Origin of the sequence: Allobosea sp. ASV33 (assembly GCF_016428755.1) — a bacterium.
Lineage (GTDB): Bacteria > Pseudomonadota > Alphaproteobacteria > Rhizobiales > Beijerinckiaceae > Allobosea.
The window spans coordinates 46,873-66,187 of sequence record NZ_JAELTI010000003.1; the positions used below are offsets into that span (position 1 = coordinate 46,873).

The window sequence follows — 19,315 nt, forward strand, 5'->3', positions numbered from 1 at the left end:
ACGTCGGCAGACTACTGGGGGGTTTAAACGGAGCCTGAGATGAGATCGCAGCGAACACGTTAATCGAGAGCGGCTTCCAATTCGGCACTCTCCACGACCTTCGACAGAACCAATTCGTGCCACGCATCTTTGAGCCAGGCGTCAATTTTTTCGCGCGCGGAGTTTCGCCCCGGGTCCTCGAACCAAGCCTCCATCATCCTGCCGATGTCCTCGCGATAGCCTAGTCCTTGGCCGTAGCGACGGCGCAACACAGACCAGCTCCGCCGCGCCGTCTCCTCGCTGTAGAGCATACTCAAGGGGTCAACATTGGACGCCGATCGGGGGGCAACTTTGCGGGCCGTTTGACACGCAATACACCTGACGCTGAGGCAGGCCCCTTCGTCATCTGAACCGACGCCCCCTATCAGCATTCGGCGCGAACTCGGCCCGATCCGACCTAGTTCACCTTTCCCTAAATGCTTTCGCGATCTGATCCCTGAGCGGCTTGATGATGTATTGCCAGGGCGTGCGATCCTCGGTCTGGACGAAGGCCTCGGCCTGCATCCCGGCCGAGACGTGCTGCGGTGCGAGGCGGGCGTATTCCTCGGTGGGGATCGTCACGCGGATCGTGTAGAAGGTCGCACCGGTTTGCTGGTCGCGGCTGGTATCGGCTGAGATGCGACTGACCTGGCCTTTGAGCTCCGGCGTGGTGCGCTGGTTGAAGGCGTGGAGCTTGATCTGCGCTGGCCGGCCAAGCCCGATCTGGTCGATATCCGGCGGATTGATCCGAGCTTCGAGCTGCAAGGCGTCTTCTGCCGGGACGATCAGCATCGCCGGTTCCGCCGGCGTGATTACACCGCCGATGGTGTGGACCGCGAGCTGGTGGACAAAGCCGGCGCTCGGCGCCCGGATTTCGACGCGCTTGAGCTGGTCCTCCGCCGCAACACGTCGCTCGGTCAGTTCGGCGCTCTTGCCCTGGATCTCGCGCAGCTCCTTCATGGCCTCTTCGCGCAGCACCTCATCGATCTGGATGATCTGGAGTTCGGTCTCGGCGATGCGGCCCTCGGATTGTGCGACCGAGGCGATGAGCTGGCCCTTCTGTCCGTCGAGGCTGGCGGCCTCACGCTCCAGGGCGGTCTTGCGGCTGATGGCGACGAGGCTTTTCTCGTAGAGCCCACGCACTCCAGTCAGCTCCTCTTCGATCAGAGCCGCCTGCCGATCCCGCGCCACCTGCTGCGCCTTCAGCCCTAGGATCTCGTCGCGCAACTGACCAACGCGCTTGAACAGTTGGGCCTTCTGGCCGTCGCGGGCCGCGCGCCTTGCCTCGAACAGGCTCTGTTCGGCGGCGATCAACTCGGCAACCTCGGGGTCGTGTTGGCGAGCGGTCAGTTCAGGGGCCAGCATGATGGTCGGCCTGCGGTCACGCTCGGCCTGCAGCCGCCCACGACGTGCCGCGAACTCGTCGAGCTGCTTGGTGACGATCTGGAGATTGGATCGTGTCACCGTGTCGTCGAGCCGTATGAGCACCTGGTCCTGCTCGACGCGGTCACCTTCCTTGACCTTGAGCTCGCCGACGATGCCACCGGTCTGGTGCTGGACCTTCTTCACATTGCCGTCGACCACGAACTGACCGGAGGCGACGACCGCGCCCGATAATGTCGTGGCGACAGCCCAGACGCCAACCGTACCGGCAAAGAGTGCGACGCCCGCACCACCAACGAGCCCCAGGCGCCGCAAGGTCCGGGCGTGATCAGGCTGCTTGGTCTCGGATGCTGGGCTCATGAAGCCACCGTCTGACGCTGGACACTGGGCAGGCCACCCTGACGCAAGACCTTCTGCAGGATCTCTTCCTTGGGTCCGAAGGCCTGGATGCGGCCTTCCGCCATCATGGCGACGTGATCGACTCCGGCGATGGCGGTTTGGCGGTGGGTGACGACAATGACGATGCCGCCGCGCTCACGTACCCCGATGACTGCCCGGGTCAGGGCCTCGTCGCCGTCATGATCGAGATTGGAGTTGGGCTCGTCGAGCACGATCAGGAAAGGATTGCCGAAGAGCGCACGGGCCAAGCCGACGCGTTGGCGCTGGCCGCCGGAAAGCGCGGCTCCGCCTTCCCCGATCACCGTGTCGTAGCCGTTCTCCAGCTTGGCGATCAGGTCATGAGCGCCGGCTGCCTGCGCTGCCGCTATGATCGCCTCGTCGGAGGCATCGGGTAGGAAACGACTGATGTTCTGGGCGACGGTTCCGTCGAAGAGCTCGATGTCCTGCGGGAGATAGCCGACATGGCGCCCGAGCTCGGCAGCATCCCATTGCGGGATCGCGAAGCCATCGATCCGGACATCGCCCTTAAGTGGCTTCCAGACGCCGACGAGCGCGCGCACCAGTGTCGACTTGCCGGAGGCGCTCGGACCGATGATGCCGAGCCCCTGGCCGGCTTCCAGCCTCAGAGAAACGCCCTGCAGGATCGGGTTCTGCCGTCCGGGCGCGGCCACGATCAGGTTCTCGGCCGCTACATGCTGCGTCGGCGCGGGCAAGGCAGTCTTGCGATCTTCTGCGAAAGCGGGGGAGTCGAGCACCTGCTTGAGGCGGGCATAGCCCTGCCGGGCGCTGACGAAGCCTTTCCAATGCGCGACGGCCGTCTCGATCGGCGCCAAAGCCTTCGAGGTCATGATCGAGGCCGCGATCATCGCGCCGCCCGAGACATCGCCATGGATCGAGAGATAGGCGCCCATGCCCAGGACCGCCGATTGCAGGATCATACGGAACACCTTGGCGAAGGTGCCGATACCGCTGGTCGCATCCGAGCTCGCCAACCAGTCGCCGATATGGCGCAGATTGGCTTCGTGCCAGCGCTGTTGGAAGGCGGGGGCCATGCCCATTGCCGTCAGAGCCTCAGCATTGCGGCGGCTCGCTTCCGCCACGGTCTGGCGAACCCCAGAGCTCTGCATCTGAGCCTTGGTCGCAGCCCGGCTGCTGCGCTCGGTCAGGAAGGTCAGCAACAGGATGACGATACCGCCTCCGACGGCGAGCCAACCCAGATAGGGGTGGAGGATGAAGCAGCCCGCGAGGAAGATCGGCATCCACGGCATGTCGAACAGGGCCGTCGGTCCGAGCGACGACAGGAAGGCCCGGATCTGGTCGAGATCGCGGATCGGCTGCATCGCCTGCTCGGCTCGGAAGCCCATCAGGGGCAGGCGCTGCGCTGCCGCGAAAGCAGCGGGAGAAACCTGATCGTCGAAACGCGCCCCGATCCGCGTGAGCATCCTGACGCGCACGGCATCGAGAAAGCCTTGCAGCACATAGGCCGCCAGCAGGAGCAGCGACAGGCCGATCAGCGTCGGCACGCTGCGCGAGCTCAGCACCCGGTCATAGACCTGCAGCATGTAGAACGAGCCCGAGAGCATCAGCAGGTTGATCAGGCCCGAGAAGATTGCGACCGCGATGAAGGCACCGCGACAAGATGCAAGCGCCTTGGCAACGACGGAATGCGAACGGGCAACGGCTGAACGGCTCAAGGGAAGGGCTCAAAGGCAATGGGGAGACAAAGAGGCCGGCGCGGTTTCCCGCGCCGGCCATGCAGATCACATCAGACGAAGCGGAAATCGTCCTGATGCAAGTTCGACATTGTCACGTTCTTCAGCGTGATCGTGTTGTTGGCGTCGTAGGTAATCACCGTGTCGGCCCCCGCTTGGCTCGCCGCCGCCAACACCGACGACAGGTCGGCGAAGACGGCATCGTTAAACTCGATCACATCCCCCGAAGCGGCACCCGCCACGAAGTCCGTGATGATGTCCTTGCCGAAGCCGGCACCGAAGACAAACACGTCGTTGCCGGCGCCGCCCGTCAGCGTGTCGTCACCAGCGGCGCCGTACAAGGTATCGTTCCAACCCGATCCGGAGATCGTATCGGCGCCGCTCGTTCCACGGTACCAAGCCTTCTCATTGATTTGCGACAGGTTCCAATTGCTTCCGTCGGCAAACTCGAACCGCTCGATACCCCAATTGCCGCTCATCGACCAGAAATGCTCGTCGATCGTGATCGTCTGGCCGGTCGAGTTGACCTTAACCAGCAGATTCATGCCGCTTCGCGTCAGCGTCAGATCTTCGGCGTTCAGATCGGTCAGCTTGAGAACGTCGACATCCGTCGTCGAACCGGACTCGTCATCGATGTAATCGTTCCCGTCGCCTGATCGGTAGATATAGGTATCGCTACCTGCGCCAGAATTGAAACGGTCATCTCCATTTCCGCCAAAGAAAGTATCATTTCCTGACGAACCCGAGATCGTATCGTTGCCGGCCGTACCGCGATACCAGGCCGCCTGCCTGATGCCCTCCGCATTCCAGATGACATTGTTGGCAAACTTGATCTGCTCCAACCCGTAACCCGAACCCAGGAACTGATACTCGGACTTCAACGTCTCGCCTGTGGAATTGATCTTGAGGAAAAGATCGTTGCCCACCCGTGAGGCCGTGAGGTCCGCTGGGTTTAGATCGACAAGCTGCAAAACGTCGGTGTCGGAGCTTCCGCCAGAGTCATAGACGGTGTCGTTGCCGAAGCCTGCCCCGAAATAGTAGAGATCCGAGCCGCCTGCACCTTGCAGATAGTCATCGCCTTCCTTCGCATAGAAGGTGTCGCTCGTCGCCGTACCTGAGAGTGTGTCGTTACCGACCGTACCCCGATACCAGGCCGCCTGCCTGATATCCTCCGCATTCCAGATGACATTGTTGGCGAACTTGATTTGCTCCAGCCCGTAACCCGATCCAAGGAACTGACTCTGAGATCGTATGATTTGCCCGGTACCATTTATCTTTATAAACAGGTCCGAACCGGTCCTCGACATCGTCAGATCGGTCGAATTCAAGTTCGTGAATTGGAGCACATCAGTATCGGCTGCCCCACCATCATCGTAAATGATGTCATTGCCGTCACCGCTTGCGTAGATGTATCGATCGCTACCGGCCTGTCCATTCAGGGTGTCATCGCCTGTTAACCCCTTAAAAACGTCGTTGCCCAACGTTCCAGATAGGGTCTCACCAGCTGCTGTCCCCATGTGGGTAACGTCAGTCTCTTGCGCTGGCAGCAGCGCCGCCAACTGCTGGTGGGTCAATTCGGTTCCATCAGCAAAATGAAAGCTTTCGACGCGGTCCGCCGAATCATTTGGATTGAGCTGGTTTTTTAGCGTGAGGCTATCTCCGGCAGAGCCTGCGAACGTAATTATTAAGTCATACCCATACGCCGTGACCTGAAGATTCGTCAGCTCAATCCCGCTCTTGAAGCGGACTTTATCCGCAGTGGAGTTCCCTTTGTCCTGAATGGCGTCGTGGCCATATCCCAAGCCAAATACATAGATATCGTTTCCTTGCCACCCTTGAAGGGTGTCGTCGCCCGCAAACCCGTCGAGCGTATCATCAGCGAGATACCCCACGATTACGTCATTACCGATCGTACTGGCGCTCGCCACGACGAATGCCTGTACCTGCGCAGCCGTGAAGACCTGACCGTTGGCGAACTCAAAATTCTCGACGACGGCAAATTCGTCGTATGCGAACTGCCGCACCACACGCAGCGTGTCCGTTCGGCCCAGGACTCTTATGAAAAGGTCCGCACCGTCGCGCGTGAAAACCGTGTTCGCTTCTGAAAGACCAGAACCGAAGCGAACTGAATCAGGCCCGTCGATAAACGGATGATCGTCCATCCCCTCGATAATGATATCCTGACCGTAACCCACGTCGAATAGGTAGGCGTCACTGCCCGTGCTTCCCCGGAGCGTGTCGTTACCCGCCCCGCCGTCCAAAACGTCGCCGGTGTAGAAGCCATAGATGACGTCACTGCCGCTGGTCTTTGCTGTCGACAGCAACTTCAGGCGAATGTCGGCATCGCTCCAGACCGACCCGTCTGAGAACTTGATGGTCTCGATATCATTCCAAGAACCATACCAGGCAGCCGACGCGAACTGACCAACAACCGTGATCTTGTCGGCCGTTCCCGTAATCGAGATCACCAAGTCAGCACTCGGCCCAGCACGGGACAGAGACACCATGCTTTGCGTGATGCCAGCTCCAAAAACGAGTGTGTCGTTGTCGCTATACCAGACGTTGCCGACAGTCTCCTCGATACGATCCTGTCCATCTCCCAGCGCGAAGAAATAAGTGTCGGAGCCGTCGCCTCCACGCAGAATGTCGTTTCCGCGCCCGCCGGCGATTTCGTCGTCTTTGATGCTTCCGATAACGATATCGTCCCCTTCCGTGAACTGAGCATTCAATGCAGCCAGCTCGGCCTCATCCTTTGTGACGACCGTCCCATCCGCAAACGTAAAGGTTTCAACCTGCGCGGAAGCCGACGCAAAATGCCCCTTGATCCGGACGGAATCCGTTCCCCCGCTGAGAGAGACGAGAAGATCGTCGCCCTGACGCGTGAATGCAACGTCCTGCTTGCTGATGCTCGCGCCGAAGCGCAAGTCGTCCGGCCCATCGATGAAGGGGTGATCATCAACGCTTTCATAGATCGTGTCATGCCCGGAGCCCCGGCCGAACACGTAGGTATCGCCCCCGGTACTGCCCCTCAGTTCATCGTCACCTGCTCCGCCGTCGAGGACGTCAACGGTATAAAAGCCATGAATGATGTCGTTCCCAGATGTACGGGTATCAGCCAGGAGCTTTTCGCGAATGGTATCGCTTGTCCATCGGGAGCCGTCACTGAAGACGATTGTCTCGATATCCTTCCAGGATCCATACCAGGCGGCGCTCTCAAACTGACCTTTGATCGTGATTCGATCGGTGCTGTTGGCGAAAGTGATAACCAGATCGTCGAGATTCGGGCCGCGAGCGATCCGCACATCTGCGGCGGAAATACCGGCGCCAAACACGATCGTGTCATTGTCTTGGATCCCGGAATTGGTGACGCTTTCCTCAATGACGTCCTGACCGAAACCCTGCGAGAAGAGATAAGTGTCACTCCCATCCCCTCCCCGGAGCGTATCGTTGCCCGCACCGCCATCAATCATGTCGGAGCCACTCGTTCCGACTACGATGTCGTCGCCTGCCGTCGATTGGGCAGTGAGGGTGTTCGCCTCAGCTTGCGCAGCGGTAATCAACGTCCCGTCGTTGAACCTGAAGAACTCGACCTTGCTCGTAGCAGACACGAAATGGTCGCGTATCGTGAGCGTGTCGGTGGTGCCCGCTAAACTGAGAACGAGGTCACCTCCCACATGGGTGAACGCAACGTTTGCCGCCACAATGCCGGGCCCGAGCAAGACCGTATCTGGGCCGTCGATAAACAGATTATCGTCCAGGCTCTCTTCGATGACGTCATGGCCATAGCCCAATCCGAACTTGTAGGTATCGCTCCCTGTGCTGCCTCGGAGGATGTCATCGCCGGCGCCTCCGTCCAGCACGTCCGCCGCATAGAATCCTTCGATGATGTCGTTGCCGATCGTCCGCGCTTGTTCCAGCAACATTCGCCGGATGTCGCCTTCCTCCCAGACGGTACCGTCAGTGAATGATATGCGCTCGATGTCGGTGAATGACCCGTACCAAGCGGCACTGGCGAACTGCCCAACGACGGTAACCTGATCAGACGTGCCAGCAAATCCGATGACTAGGTCATTACCGGCCCGCGTCAGGGACACATCGGCTGGCGCAAGCCCAGTTCCGAATTCGATCTGATCGAAATCCTGATATGCCACGATCTCGACTGATTCTTCGATGCGATCCTGACCAAACCCAGCTGAGAATCGATAGGTATCGGAACCATCATGGCCACGCAGGATGTCGTTGCCGGCTCCGCCTTCGATGACATCGCTCGTCCAAAAGCCTTCGATCGTGTCCGCCCCGGCGGTTTCGGTTTGCGCCAAATAGCGCTGCCTTATTTCCGACGCCAACCAGACGTCGCCATTGGCGAAGGAGATAGCCTCGATCTCGTGCTGGCGATAGTTGATCGACGTGTAATCGAACTGCCCCTCGATCGAGAGCGTGTCCGAGCTTCCGCTAAAGCTGATCTTCAGATTTTCAAGCTGGGAGCCGTAGCGCGTGAGGATGACATCATTCGGGTTAACGCCGTTCCCGAACGCGATGCGATCCTCGTTCTCAGACAGGATGTTATCCCAGGAATCACGAATAACGTCAGCGCCACGCCCGATATCGAATATATACGTGTCCGAGCCGTTGCCGCCTTCAAGGCGGTCATTGCCTGCGCCTCCATCGATGAGGTCATCGAAATGGGTGCCCTCAATAAGGTCGTTGCCGGACGTCTTGCTGGCTGCAATGATATCCTGAGCGAGCGAGGACCAATATTTGACGGTGCCGTCAGCCCACTCGAACCGCTCGACCTGATTAAATTCCTGAGCCCCGAACGGACCGGTTTCTATAACTTCGTACTGGTTCTCGATCAGAAGGGTGTCGGCCGATCCTACAATTGAGATCAGCAAGTGCTTGGTGCCCGCGACGCGCGTGAAGACGACATCGGATACGGCAACATCCGCCTTGAATTTCACCGTGTCTTCGGTTGGCGTAAGAATGTTATCCTTGCCTTCACGGATCGTGTCGTTTCCATAACCGCGGCCGAAGATATAGGTGTCGCCGTCGTTGCCGCCGCTTAAAATGTCGTTGCCGCCTTTCCCGTCGATAATGTCCGGGTAATAGGCGCCATAAATGACGTCATCACCATCAGTCCCGGTCGTCACTATGTGGAGAACATCCTCCCAGCTCAGGGATGTTCCATCGGCAAATTTAAAGGTTTCGATACGCCCAAACCAGGCGATTCCTAGAAACCCAAACAAGTCCAGCTTGATGCCGTTGAATTGATCTAGGATCGTTACCTGATCGGTCGAACCCGCAACTGTGATAAGCAGATCCGGGCTTGCGCCAAGCCTTTTTAAAGTGATATCAGAGCGTGTGATCCCTTCGCCAAAAACGAGCGTGTCGTCTTGGGATCCAATGCCTCCAACGAAACCGGAAAAAGGCGTGTCGACGTAACGAGAGGCATCATCGATCGTATCGATGCCGGATCCTTTCGAAAAATGATAGGTGTCTCCACCATCGAGACCCGAAAGATAATCGTCGCCGCTGCTAGATTTGAATTCATCAGGCGTGCCGAAACCGTACGTAGCGTCATTACCGTCGGTCGTGTAAGCGCTTATGACCTTCTGTTGAAGATCGCCCCAACTCCAAGATGGACCTTCAAAGAAGAAGATGCTTTCAATTCTGGTATCAAGCGAATAGGGTCCGTACCCCAATGGCGTGTAAAGCGCTTGGTCTTTTAGCGTAACTTTACCGCCATCAGACATCACCATCGAAATATCATTCGACGAGCCATCTCTGAACAAAGTTACGTTATCTGCATTCACCCCACCGAGCAGAAACAACACGTCTCCGCCCTGAGCATAAAGGTGAGTTCTAACGTCCTGCACAACATCTTGACCGTCACCCAAGCTATAGAAGTATAAATCCCCGCTATCACCTCCTTTAAGGAGATCATCTCCTGCGAGGCCGCGCAGCATATCTTCGCGATATGACCCCAAAATCACATCGCTCCCGGCCGTCCCAGTTCCGACCGATTTGGCGATCTCGGCGGCTCCCCAGATTGTGCCGTCCGCAAACTGAATTTCTTCGACTCCATAGCCGGGCTGCGCGCCTATCATCCACGGCGTAACTGCCGCGGGTGTCTTATACTGGCCTTCTATCTTGATGGTTTCGGAGGTCGCCAGAACCGTGATTAGCAGATCATCGCCTAGGCGCTTCAGTGATATATCCGCTTGATTGAGGAAGGCAAACCGAATGCGATCCCCGTTCGACGTGAATTCGGTGTCGACGATAGTGTCATGACCAATATCTCGGCCGAATACAAAAACATCCTGTCCGGCGCCACCTTCCAAGCGATCATCGCCCTGCCCACCGATGTAGATCTGTGTTCGTGGCCCAGTCACGTCACGAGCGAGCGTATCTGCCGCAGATGTGCCGATATGGATACCCTCAATGCCCAGCCCCGCGACCAACTCACCGAGGGACAGAGGAGTTGGAACGACGTCCAAAGCTATCACCAGGCTCTGTATGATATAATCGTTCAGAACCAGATTGCCATCAGACCGCGTTGTTGCATTCGCAAATGCGACAAGGGCGGGAGCCCAGGTTTCATGCCATGCAGTACTCGCAGCGGGCTGCGAGGAAGGCAACTGCGAAAGAATTGAAACCACGATCTGATTAACGGCAGATTGAGTGTTGGCAACGAAGATATCCGTCGCCTTTTCGAAGGTCACGCCGTTGAAAATGTCCGACCAAACGCTCTGAGCTGCAAAGCGGATGGTAAGCTTTTCTAAGATGGCGTCCCACATTCCGATAAGTTCGTCGGAGCTGCTTGCGACAGGATGTCCCAGGGCATCACGAGGCGCGAGCGAGCGTCCCGCATAAGCTTCAAGAAAAGCCAGCCTCTGTTCGTCAAACGATCCGCCAGCGAAGGGCGTCGCAGCAACGCCCTGCACAGCTGCCCATCGAATAACGATCGAGGTAACTGCGTTGCGAAGATCTTGCCAGCTAGAGGCCTGCGACATGGAAGTGGCAGATGAGACCATCGCTTGCAGGGTGGCATCGGAACTCATTGCAATCCGGAGGTCCCGCACGACCCCAAAACCACGGAGCTCAGGCAGTTCACTGGCGGACGCCGAGATTGTCTGATCACCTAAGTATCGAGTGTTTGCCTCGTCGGCCTCAAGCAGAATATCGCCAATTTTCGACGTTGAGCCATCAGAACGCGTGAACACGCTCTCAGCCCGCACCACGTTGCCTCGGATGAGGTTATCCGAAGGTGCAGAGGACCCAAGCGAGATGCCGGTTATGCCCATCTCTCCGAGTGTCTTAAGTTCACCCGCATCGGTTTGACCGTTTCCATTCAAATCTCTCCAGACGAGGAGTGAGCCAAATCCGGCATCGGCTGCATTAACCCAGCCATCGGAATTCGAATCCAGGGCCGCAAGAGCACTGAAACCGGGCGTGGAAGCAGTTCCAAAGAGTTCCGTTATATCGTCAATTCTGCCGTTGCCATTCAGGTCGCGTGTGAGCAAACCATCATCGGGGCTGACCCACGATGTCTGTTCAGCAAAGCCATCGGCGTCCAAATCAAAGAATATATCACTAGATGTACGCGGGATAAGCTCAAATCCGTCACCATCAAGATCCAAAACAAGGGGATCTTTACCATTTAGGTCTGTGCCGTAACCTGCTTTAAGGACCAAGTTCGTGTAATTTGTTATTGATTCGAGCGAACCAATTCCATTAAGAATCGTTTGTTTGAATACGACTATGTTTCCAGAGCCCTTATGATTATCAAGATCGAGCTCGTAATCTTCAATTATTATTTGGCCGCCCTCACCGAGCGCCATTTGGATAACGAGTTGGCCGCTCTCTGTCATTTTGAACTGGAATAGAAGCGAGCTGACAACATCTAAAGCCACGCCGAGCATCATGATTGGCGCAACCGCCCCGAAACCCATCAGGAAGGGTAGAGGCATTCCTGAGATCAAGCTGCTGAATGGAGCCCAGGTCGCCCATCCGCCTTCCATCCACCACTGCTGAACGCCACCGGTTACCCGAAGCGGCCCCCAGTAAACGTAATCCTCGAAGCCGGCATCATGAATGAACGTGTTATTCGAAGCTACGAACCAGTCCTCCTCATTGTCCGCTACCTCTCCGTCGCCGCCGAACAGGTGATCTTCTCCCGACCATCCGATCAGAATGTCGCCACCGGCGCCGCCGTAAACATATGAACCGGCCCCCCACAAGGTTACGATGAGATCATTTCCGGCACCGCCGCTAATTTCTTGAGCTACATTTCCTGGATAATTTGCGACTGGCAGCGCGAAAATCCAGTCGTTACCAGCACCACCATCAATCGAGCCCGTCGATTTTAAGGAGATAATTATATCGTTGTCGGCCCCACCGTAGGCTTCGGCTTCATCGGTAACGACGATGAAATCTTTTCCTTCTCCGCCATCCACGGACGATCTCTTCATCCCGACGAGAATGTCGTCACCGTCGTCGCCGTACCCTTTCGCAAAGGCGGTCGGCTCCGCGCCCCTGGCAAAAATGAGATCCTTTCCGCCGGCGCCGTGGACTTCGCCGTTAGCAAACGCCAACATGACGTCGCCCTGTCCGGAGCCGTACACCTTCGCCGTATCATAAGCTCCGATGATTTTACCTTCCGAACCGCCTACCGCATAGGTTCCAGCGTTCCGCAAAATGATTCCAAATTCGTCCCACACCAAACCGGAGGGCAAAGTCCCATTCGGCGCAATCTCTTCGCCATGCGCGCCGAGGAATTGAGTAATACGGTCGCGGAGCCCGAAATCGACATCCGGACCACTCGAAAGTAATTTTATTTTCTCTCCGAGTATCTTTTCTGTAATTCCACCTAGCGCATCATTGAATTCTTTAACAGAACTTACGAGATAGTCCGAAATGATGCCGCTAAATGGACCGGTAAAAATTTTAACTACACTTTCGGATAGGAATTTGATTCGCCCATCGGTAATAAATTTATTTGTTAATGGCGAAATAATTCCTATCTTTTCTTGAACGAAGACGATTCGGCCATTCGAATCTCGAACAAGATCGTAGTCCGTATTAGATGTATCTAAAATTCCAGTATAATCACTTCTCTTGAAACCGATGTGACTGCCAAAGACTAACTGTAAAAATGCTATGGCATTTGACATCGTCGATGCAGTGAGCAGGTTATCGTAGTCGACGCTCCATAGCTGGAAATTTCCCGGAAAATAGTCCTGCAGCCCTTTTTCAGCCCAAACCGATTGGTCAGATGAGCGTATTTCAAATTCACTCAAGTACCCAGCGTCAGCGCCTCCCTTGTCCACCGAAAGTTCTATCGAAGCGAGCAGGCCCTTACAGATATCCCAAGAAAATTCATCTAAGGATATTGTATACAAATCTGGTCGTGCAAACTTTGCGATTGCATTCCCCAGGAGAGCGGCACCGCCAATGAAGCCAGAATATGTTGCGATGTGCGCTTGCAGTAAGATCTGCGCGGCCGCCGTGGAATTGTGTGGCTTGATCAGCTCATAGTACCGTAGATAAAAAGCTGCTCGATCCCCAACCTGATAGCTGTCGCCTAAGAGTGATTTTAGTTCTGCCACATCAGATTGAGAAAGTGCCATTTTCGACCTCTAATGTATCAAAGCCTTAGGGGCAGCTAACGTAAGTGCAAAGTCCGGAACGAACCGCAGCAACACGCTTCTTCAAGAAAGACTCCCCGCCCCATCGACGGAAGTCTACGAAACGCGCAATTGCAAAATATCGATCCGACAAATATATGTGATATCGACACAGCCTAAAATCGACATTACCTGACGTGCATGTTATGAATTTCAAATGCTTCGGCGATGAACCGAACAAAAATGACGAATTCGAGTCCAGCCCGTATTGTGTCATCGAACCAAATTCCGTTTTGACGGTTCTTTTTGCGATATTATGGTCTAATTCGCGGTTGAACTGACGCCTTAGCATTTCAGCTGCCCCGGTTATCGGAGTGTAAATAAGTTCGACCGAGATTATAGCTGCTCTTTCATCGCGCACTTGAACTGAATTGGAATACGTCTCAGCTAAATCTCCAGATTTCCGGGTAAGCATATATGGCTTTCCGTCAGGAGAGGAAATCAGTAAATTTACGCTCCCGTAAGTTGTCACCTCTTGCGGAAGCGCCTTCACGTATGTTGTGTTGGAATCCTTAAACCCAGAAAGAACCGCTCTACGCGCGTAGCCAGTTACTCGGTAGACGTAAGCCCTCGGCAAAATGACCGTGTCTGATAGCTGGCGGCCGGAATCATCTAGTTTGAGCTTGAAATTAACGACAATATTATCATTTTTGATTGAGCTATAGAAATCTTCGGCGGAACCCATGCCAGGAACGTCTGAACTCTCTTGCTCCGCGCTAGAGCAACCCATCAACAAAACAACGGGAATAATCTTAACGAAGGGAAGGGTTCTAGCGATCACAAACCATTTAAAACCAGATAGAACGGCCGGCGCTCTCTGAAATGATTGTGTAATCCAATGAATCAATGCCATCCCTAGAACCCGTAATCTAAATTTCTATAATTCGAGACCCGGAATTCTTTTGTGCAACGCGAATTTTCAGCCTTTTCTCAGCGAAAATTGATTCTTTTAGTTTTTCGATCAAGGCCTGCCTCGCGCTTGGTTCGCCAAACGCTTCAATAATCCAAATCGTGGATCCGCTCCGCCATTCTTCGGGGCGCAGCCTACCAGGCCGGTCTGCGCTAGCGCAAAGGCGAGCATCCACCTCATCTGAAACGCATGCCCAAAGCACCGCGGCTATCGGCGCAACAAGACCAAGACTCTTTGATTGAGCTTCGGCTATCAAAAACTGCCCACTGGCGATCGCGGGCATAATCAACCATTCAAGCTCGGCAAGGTTCGTGAGCCGGTGGGCGTCAGATCTCGCCATTAAGGCCACGATCTGTCCGAAAGAAGCCGCCATCCGATTAGCGATTTTTGCTCGCCGCTCCAACTCCTCAGTAGAGATTACTGGATGCTGGCTTCGTTCGCTGAGTGTCTCTTCGGATGCGGGTACAACGTTTTCCACACAGCCTCCATGTATCATAGGAGTGCGCCCAAAAATCGGTTGCTCAAATTTCTGCCACATTTCTTCACCGGTGATACCGCCATACAATTACACAATATTATGACATAATAGCGCTAGCGACATTGTTCTGCGTGGCCTGCCTCTGAAAAATTCCTAATCGCATTGGTCAAGCTGGCTGATTGGTACCAACGTCCTTCATGGCCGACCGTATCCGGCTAAGATCAAACGGCGCCTCCGACAAACCCAGGGCGATTCATAGCTTCCGGCTTGCAACCCTTACTCGTCGGAAGCCGACCGTCGCGATAAGCGGCCAGGCTCACTGCAGCGGCGTCGACCGAGATCGACCACGAAATCGAACATGCTCTGCTACGGTGTCAAACGGCCCGCAAAGTTGCCCCCCGATCGGCGTCCAATGTTGACCCCTTGAGTATGCTCTACAGCGAGGAGACGGCGCGGCGGAGCTGGTCTGTGTTGCGCAGCCGCGCCGGCTCCGGATCGGTGGCGTGCGGGGAACTCAGAGCCTTTTCTTGAAGCGCCAGCTCTCGTTGCCGGTCTCGACGATGTCGCAGTGATGGGTGAGCCGGTCGAGGAGCGCGGTGGTCATCTTGGCGTCGCCGAAGACGGACGGCCATTTCGCCGAAGGCGAGGTTTGTGGTGACGATGACGGAGCTCTGCTCGTAGAGCCTGCTGACCAGGTGGAAGAGCAGTTGTCCGCCGGACTGGGCGAAGGGCAGATAGCCGAGTTCGTCGAGGACGATGAAGTCCATGCGTGCGAGATAATCGGCCATGCGGCCCTGGCGGCCGGCGCGGGCTTCGGCCTCGAGCTTGTTGACGAGATCGACGACGTTGAAGAAGCGGCCGCGAGCACCGGCACGGATGCATGCCCGGGCGATCGCGATGGCGAGATGGGTCTTGCCGGTCCCAGTCCCGCCGACGAGGACAACGTTGCGCTGATGGCCCAGGAAGTTGCCGCCGGCGAGATCATGAACGAGGGTCTCGTTGATCGGGGTTCCGTCGAAGGCGAAGTCGGCGACATCCTTGGCGAGCGGCAGCTTGGCGATAGTGATCTGATACTTGATCGAACGAGCCTGCTTCTCGGCGATCTCGGCGGCGAGCAGATCGCCGACGACGCGCTGGGGCTCGTGCTGGCGCTTTACCGCCGAGGCGATGATCTCGTCGAAGGCGGCCTTCATGCCATAGAGCTTGAGCTCGCCCATGGTGGCGAGAATCTCCGAGCGTTCCATCACACGGCTCTCCTGAGGCTGTCGTAGCGGGCACAATCGGCGGCGGGCTCATGGCGCAGCCGCAAGGCATCGGGCGTCATGATCGTGATCGCTGCCGCGGGCTCGCGGCGCCGGGCCAGGATGTTGATGATCACGTCGGCGGAATGGACGCCTTGCCGCAGAGCGTCCGCGCAGGCGGCTTCGACGGTAGGCAGCCCGTCGCTGAGCACCGCCGTGAGGATCTCGACCATCTGCCGATCGCCGTCTTGAACGGCAGCGAGCTTGCGCCGGACCCGATCGATCGCGCCGGGCAGAACCCAATCCTTGAAGGGCGCGCCATTGCGCAGAGCGCCCGGTTTGCGAGCCAGCACCGGGACATAGTGCCAGGGATCGTAGATGGTCTGGTCGCGGCCGTAGCAGCGGGGATGCTCGCCGACGAGGCGCCCGTCCTGGCGCAGTTCGATCCGATCGGCATAGGCGCGGATCTCGACGGGGCGCCCGACCGCACTCGCGATGACCGAGTACTTGTTGTTGTCGAAGCGCACGAGGCAGGTCTTCGACACCGAGGCCGGCAGCGCATGGAAGCCATCGAACCGCCCGGCGTAAGGCACGAGGCTCGACCGCTCGGCTTCGAACATCTCCCAGATCGTGCGGTCACGTTGCTCCGGATGGCGGTGAGCCTTGGCGTAGCGGAGCACCTGATCCATCAGCCAGGCGTTCAACTCGTCGTAGTTCTTGACCCGCAGGCGCGGGGCGAAGAAGCGCTCCCGCACGAGCCCGACCTGGTTCTCGACCTGCCCCTTCTCCCAGCCCGAGGCCGGCGTGCAAGCGACTGGATCGACCAGGTAATGGCTGCACATCTGCTGGAAGCGGCGATTATAGGCACGCTCCTTGCCGACGAAGATCGTCTCTACCGCAGTCTTCATGTTGTCGTAGATGCCGCGCGTGCAGGCGCCCTTGAAGAAGGCGAAGGCCCGGTCATGGGCATCGAAGACCATCTCCTGGCTCTCGCGCGGATAGGCCCGCACGAACAGCATGCGCGAGTGACAGAGCCGGACATGCGCCACCTTCACCTGGGTCGTGGCGCCATTGATGACGACGATCTCGTGGCTCCAGTCGAACTGGTAGGCCTCGCCGGGCGCGAAGCTCAAAGGCACATAGGCGTCGGCCGTGACGGCGGATTGCTCGCGGCGCCAGCCTCTCGCATAGCGACGAACGGCATCGTAGCCGCCCTCGAAGCCGAGATCCCGCAGCTCTTCGAAAAGACGGATCAGCGTCAGGCGCTCGCGGGCCGGCTTGCCGTCGTCCGCCATCAGCAGCCGATCCAGCTCCTGGCGCCAGGGCCCGATCTTTGGTTGCGGCTGAACCTTCCGCTCATACTCGAACGACGTCGCGCCCGAGCGCAGCACCTTCCGCACCGTGTTCCGAGAGACGTGCAGCTCGCGGGCGATCTCCTTGATCGTCTTCCCGCGGATCGAAAACTCGCGCCGGATCCGCGCAATCGTATCCACGCCCTTCATCCCCCGCCCGCCCATCCGAAACCAGGACGGGCAGTCTCACCGAAACCGGCTCAAGGGGGTCAAAGTTGGAAGCCGATCCCCCGCCTCACGGGGTCAAACTTGCACGCCGAAACACAGTGCTGAGTGTGCGCCACTGGACGGATACACTTTTCAGCTTCACGACCACGCGGGATGCTTCCTTCCGCTTCAAGAATGGCCAGTTCACCATGATCGGGGTTGCGGTCGACCAGAGACCGTTGCTGCGTGCCTATAGTGTCGCCAGCACCAATTACGACGAAAATCTGGAGTTTCTGTCGATCAAGGTTCCGGATGGGCCGCTCACTTCGCGTCTTCAAAACTTAAGGGTTGGCGACCCCATCATCGTTGGGAAAAAAGCCACCGGCACATTGGTCCTCGACAACTTAAATGCAGGTAGGCGGCTGTTCTTGCTTGGTACGGGGACGGGATTGGCTCCCTTCCTATCGCTGATCCGCGATCCAGAGGTGTATGAACGCTTCGAGACGGTTGTGCTGGTGCACGGATGCCGCCAGGTTGCGGAGCTTGCCTATGGCGAGCGGATACAGCGAGAGCTGCCGGCGGACGAGTTTATCGGAGAGATGATCAGCCGACAGCTGATTTATTACCCGACGGTGACGCGAGAGCCGTTTCGCAACCGTGGGCGAATCACAGATCTATTTCTGTCGGCTCAGTTCTTCTCGGATATCGGCCAGCCTACCTTCGATGCCGCGGGAGACAAGTTCATGCTTTGTGGCTCGCCCCAGATGCTAGCTGACTTCAAGCCGATCTTTTCCCGCTATGGCCTGCGCGAAGGCAACCACGGTGAGGCGGGCGACTACCTGATCGAGAAAGCCTTCGTCGAAAAATAATACCGCGACTCCCAGCCGTGCATCTGCGCCAAAGCGCCCAGGCGGCTCGGCAGCTGCACATGTCAACTTTTACCGGGCGCATCGATGGACGGCATTGACCGAAAGATCCTGGCTGTTCTCCAGTCGAACGCCGAAGTCACGCTTTCCGATCTCGCCAAGCGTGTGGCGTTATCTCAGACACCCTGTTGGAATCGGATCCAGAAGCTTGAGAAGAACGGTACCCTTCTCAAGCGAGTAGCGTTGCTTGACCCTGATAAACTCGGGCTGCGTCTTACCGTGTTCGTCCAAATCGAAACCGGGGATCACTCCGCTTCTTGGCTGGAGAATTTTGCTCGAATTGTGAGCGCTATGCCGGAAGTTATGGAGTTCTATCGAATGGCAGGCGAAGTGGATTACCTGCTCCGCGTCGTTGTTCCCGACCTGGAGGCATATGAGTTCTTCGCCGAAAGATTGGCAGATTCAGTTCAGCTGAGAAAGCTGACCCCCTTGTTCACTTCGGAGCGCATCAAGTCGACGACGGCCTATTTTACTCAGTACTCTGCTCAAGCTCGTTGAAATTGTATCTCTCGGGACGCGGGCAGTCTGGCCAAACTCTATCGTTCATACAATGCCATCACGTTCTTGAAGCGCAGACCTTCGATGAAGTCTCGGCCGTCCTGGCGGAGATGCAGGAAGCGTTGAGGGCTGGCAATCACCTGGCTGGCTATGCTGCATACGAACTGGGGCACGTGTTCGAGCCGCGGCTATCTAAGCTGACCATCGGACGAGACGAAGGCCGTGCATGGCGCCGTCGCGCTATCCGCTCAGCGCACCGGGAAGGTCGTAGCCTCGGAAGTGTTATAGTCTGCCGCCAATCGCACTTCTCGGAGGGGCCTCACCAGTCGAATTGCCTCTGCGTAAAGCTCATGCCCCTTGTATGCTGACAGGGCGGCGTCATCCTGAAATTCGCCATACACAACGATATCGATTTCAGAGCTGATAGGGTCAGACTTCCGATTGACCGCAACTTCCAATGCGTTCGCATGTGGGATTGCCGTCAGGACTGAGAGGCCTACGCGGATGCGCTCGACATCTAGGCCGGCTTTGGCGGTGAAAAACACGAAGTGGCGGATCATCAATCTAC

Annotated in this window: 10 protein-coding genes and 1 pseudogene; 2 read left to right on the forward strand and 9 right to left on the reverse strand. The window is 57.0% G+C overall.

Annotation, left to right across the window (positions count from 1 at the left end; all coding sequences use genetic code 11):
• Window positions 1-59: 59 nt before the first annotated feature.
• From JHD80_RS01595 to istA, 8 genes and pseudogenes are all read right to left on the reverse strand, one after another.
• Entirely contained in the window at window positions 60-290 is a 231-nt protein-coding gene (locus JHD80_RS01595; protein ID WP_199084619.1) for a hypothetical protein, read from the reverse strand.
• A gap of 151 nt (window positions 291-441) precedes the next feature.
• Entirely contained in the window at window positions 442-1,761 is a 1,320-nt protein-coding gene (locus JHD80_RS01600; protein ID WP_199084620.1) for an HlyD family type I secretion periplasmic adaptor subunit, read from the reverse strand.
• Entirely contained in the window at window positions 1,758-3,494 is a 1,737-nt protein-coding gene (locus JHD80_RS01605) for a type I secretion system permease/ATPase (protein WP_199084621.1), read from the reverse strand. Before JHD80_RS01605 ends, JHD80_RS01600 begins: the two co-directional genes overlap by 4 nt.
• A 71-nt stretch (window positions 3,495-3,565) precedes the next feature.
• The gene (locus JHD80_RS01610) at window positions 3,566-13,138 is read right to left on the reverse strand and encodes a calcium-binding protein (protein WP_199084622.1); all 9,573 of its coding nucleotides are present in this window, start codon (window positions 13,136-13,138) and stop codon (window positions 3,566-3,568) included.
• 25 nt (window positions 13,139-13,163) lie between these two features.
• The gene (locus JHD80_RS01615) at window positions 13,164-14,048 is read right to left on the reverse strand and encodes a hypothetical protein (RefSeq protein ID WP_199084623.1); all 885 of its coding nucleotides are present in this window, start codon (window positions 14,046-14,048) and stop codon (window positions 13,164-13,166) included.
• A gap of 16 nt (window positions 14,049-14,064) precedes the next feature.
• Window positions 14,065-14,670 carry a toxin-activating lysine-acyltransferase gene (locus JHD80_RS01620; protein ID WP_199084624.1) on the reverse strand — a complete coding sequence of 202 codons (606 nt, stop codon included), beginning with the start codon at window positions 14,668-14,670 and terminating at the stop codon, window positions 14,065-14,067.
• A 427-nt stretch (window positions 14,671-15,097) separates the two neighbouring features.
• Window positions 15,098-15,827, reverse strand: a pseudogene (istB, locus tag JHD80_RS01625) (IS21-like element helper ATPase IstB).
• Window positions 15,827-17,326, reverse strand: a complete 1,500-nt coding sequence (istA, locus tag JHD80_RS01630) for an IS21 family transposase (protein WP_199084625.1) — start codon at window positions 17,324-17,326, stop codon at window positions 15,827-15,829. Before istA ends, istB begins: the two are co-directional and overlap by 1 nt.
• A gap of 65 nt (window positions 17,327-17,391) precedes the next feature.
• Between istA and JHD80_RS01635 the strand changes: the two genes are divergently transcribed.
• A complete protein-coding gene (locus tag JHD80_RS01635) occupies window positions 17,392-18,192 on the forward strand; it encodes a ferredoxin--NADP reductase (protein ID WP_210339775.1) in 801 nt (266 codons plus the stop codon).
• An 84-nt stretch (window positions 18,193-18,276) separates the two neighbouring features.
• Window positions 18,277-18,747 carry an Lrp/AsnC family transcriptional regulator gene (locus tag JHD80_RS01640; RefSeq protein WP_199084626.1) on the forward strand — a complete coding sequence of 157 codons (471 nt, stop codon included), beginning with the start codon at window positions 18,277-18,279 and terminating at the stop codon, window positions 18,745-18,747.
• A gap of 248 nt (window positions 18,748-18,995) precedes the next feature.
• Here the strand turns inward: JHD80_RS01640 and JHD80_RS01645 are convergent, their stop codons facing one another.
• Window positions 18,996-19,307, reverse strand: coding sequence for a Dabb family protein (locus JHD80_RS01645; RefSeq protein WP_199084627.1), 312 nt, complete (start codon window positions 19,305-19,307; stop codon window positions 18,996-18,998).
• Window positions 19,308-19,315 lie beyond the last annotated feature (8 nt).